Genomic DNA, 2,281 nt, shown 5'->3' with positions numbered 1-2,281 from the left:
GGGACGAAAGTAGGTAGTGGTGCGATGGGTTCACGATGGAGCTCAGGAGCGTGTTTGTTTGTAATGTACCGGCGACAACGGGGATATACACTCGAGTAGTCGTCGGCAGCGTCAGATGTGTATAAAGGACAGGTTTGATAATGATGATATGGCCGACTCCTATTGTGAAATAGTGAAACCTATTATGTATATACTTTCTATACTAGTGTCGATGAGAGTTAACTTGATTGAAATCCAAGACATCTTGTCAAGTTTTGACTATGATAAAGGTGAACCTGAAACTGTGGAGAAGAGGGAGGCAGCATGAATAACAGAACATTATGGCAATTAACAGCAGGTGGTGTAGCTGACCTTCGAGATAGTCAGGAAGAGCTTAGAATTAAGCAGCATGAACTCAGGCTTAATCGTCAAAGACAGCTGATATTGGAAGAGTTAGAGCGCAGTGTACGTGACCAACAAGTCAGCATTGATGAACTGGCAACAAAAATTTTCCAGTTGGCTAATCGGGAATCCGATAGAGTTCTAAAAAGCCACGATTTCGAGCTTTCTTCAGAAAATACAGTAGAAGACAATTACAAAGTTTATACTGCGCGCTAAGAAACACACCTAACAAAGCATTTAAGAGTGATTCCCAACGCTTGGCATTTTCAGCTTAGCGTTGGGTTTTGTGTTTACGGCGCATTGGTTTTGTTTTGTGGCAGCGTTGCTCACACCTTAATGCGGCGTTATGTGCTAAGGCAAAAAATCAGGTCAGGCGATGAAAAGAATCAATGTAATAGGCACTAGTGGTAGTGGAAAAAGTACTTTCAGTCGCCTGCTTGCGAGTGAGCTAAAGTACCCTTATGTTGAAATGGATGCCATATTCTGGAAGCCCAATTGGCAAGAATCTTCAGATGAAGAGTTCTTTGCTAATTTAGCTGACAGGTTAAGCGCCGAGCATTGGGTTCTTGATGGTAACTACAACCGAACTGCTGAAATAAAATGGAACAGAGTAGATACCATTGTTTGGGTTGATTACTCCTTTGTAAGGACGTTGTTTCAAGCTGTGAAAAGGGCTTTAGTTCGTACAGTGACCAAGCAGGAATTATGGGATAAAACAGGTAATGTTGAGTCGTTCAGAAAGTCTTTTCTTAGCAAAGACTCTATCATTCTTTGGACGCTGAAAACGTACAGTAAAAATCGGTCTCGCTACACAGAACTACTTAACGATCCTAAGTATAGTCATATTAAATTTGTAAGAATAACAAGCCCTAAAAAAGCAAAGGTGTTCCTGAGCGAGTTACGCACATAACAAACAATTTAAGAGGGATTCCCAACGCTTGGCATTTTTGCATCTACTTCAATTTTAGTGGTTACGGTACAATGCTTTAGGTTGGGTGGTAGCGTTGCTCACCCCTTAATTGGGCGTTATATGCTTGGAGGGAAAATGAACAATATTCTAGAGTTAGCAGTTGAAGAACTGAAAGAAAAATATGCTCCGCATACTATTATCCTCTATGGTTCTTACGCTCGAAATGAAGCTACTGAAACAAGTGATATAGATATCGCCTGTTTCTGGGACCGTCCAGAAGAACATAAATATGCCAGCTTGTTTCATGGCATATTCCTTGACGTGTGGGTTTACCCCACTGCGTTTCTCGACTCTATTCCAGAGGCGTCGTTAAGGTTCGAAGACGGGAAAGCAATTCATGATACACGTGGTTTAGGCAAGAGCTACATTGCCAGAGTTAAGCAAAAGCTCGCTGAAGGTAAGGAGCCAATGTCTGATGTAAATAAGGCACATATTCAAGAGTGGGTTACTAAAATGCTTGAACGAGCAAATGATGGTAATTTAGACGGAATCTATCGCCGAACTTGGCTTCAATATGAACTATTGGAGTTATACTTTGAGGTTCGTGGCATGTGGTTTTTGGGCTCCAAGAAGAGTTTTAATTATTTGCGAGTGCACGATAAATCCGTTTACAGTCTTTTTGAGCAAGTATACCAAGAGCCATTAAACCTTAATCTATTGCGTAAATTAGCCAAACAAGTAGTACGCATATAACAAACTGTTTAAGAGTGATTCGCAACGCGTGGCATTTTTACCATGCGTCGGTTTTAGTGTTTAAGGTGGTATGCGGCGGCTTTTGTATTGCGTTGCTCACACCTTAACAGGGCGTTATGTAAAGCGGGGGAAATTGGCATTATTCTGTTTTTGCGATCTCTTAAGCCATCGTTCCGTATCGTCGGCAAAATCTGCTCTTTCTGTCTCGATTCTTTGCTAAATTTAGCCGTAAAACAT

Annotated in this window: 4 protein-coding genes; 3 read left to right on the top strand and 1 reads right to left on the bottom strand. The window is 41.3% G+C overall.

Going from position 1 to position 2,281, the window contains the following annotated elements:
* The first annotated feature begins 303 nt into the window (after positions 1–303).
* The 3 genes from HGG78_RS18655 to HGG78_RS18645 all read left to right on the top strand — a co-directional run bounded on the left by HGG78_RS18655 (position 304) and on the right by HGG78_RS18645 (position 2,044).
* Positions 304–597 (top strand): hypothetical protein, encoded by a 294-nt coding sequence (locus HGG78_RS18655; protein ID WP_172533804.1) that lies wholly within the window; start codon positions 304–306, stop codon positions 595–597.
* A 160-nt stretch (positions 598–757) separates the two neighbouring features.
* On the top strand, positions 758–1,291 hold the full coding sequence (locus HGG78_RS18650) for a shikimate kinase (protein WP_088900015.1): 534 nt from the start codon (positions 758–760) through the stop codon (positions 1,289–1,291).
* A gap of 135 nt (positions 1,292–1,426) precedes the next feature.
* Complete coding sequence (locus tag HGG78_RS18645; RefSeq protein ID WP_172533803.1) at positions 1,427–2,044, top strand: nucleotidyltransferase domain-containing protein; 618 nt, start codon at positions 1,427–1,429, stop codon at positions 2,042–2,044.
* A gap of 53 nt (positions 2,045–2,097) precedes the next feature.
* Here HGG78_RS18645 and HGG78_RS19260 read toward each other — a convergent pair.
* The coding region (locus HGG78_RS19260; RefSeq protein WP_338326154.1) for a hypothetical protein at positions 2,098–2,281 on the bottom strand (184 nt) is incomplete at its 5' end.

The sequence above is a fragment of the Vibrio aestuarianus genome (genome assembly GCF_012395185.1).
Lineage (GTDB): Bacteria > Pseudomonadota > Gammaproteobacteria > Enterobacterales > Vibrionaceae > Vibrio > Vibrio aestuarianus.
This window is presented reverse-complemented; position numbering and strand designations above follow the sequence as displayed.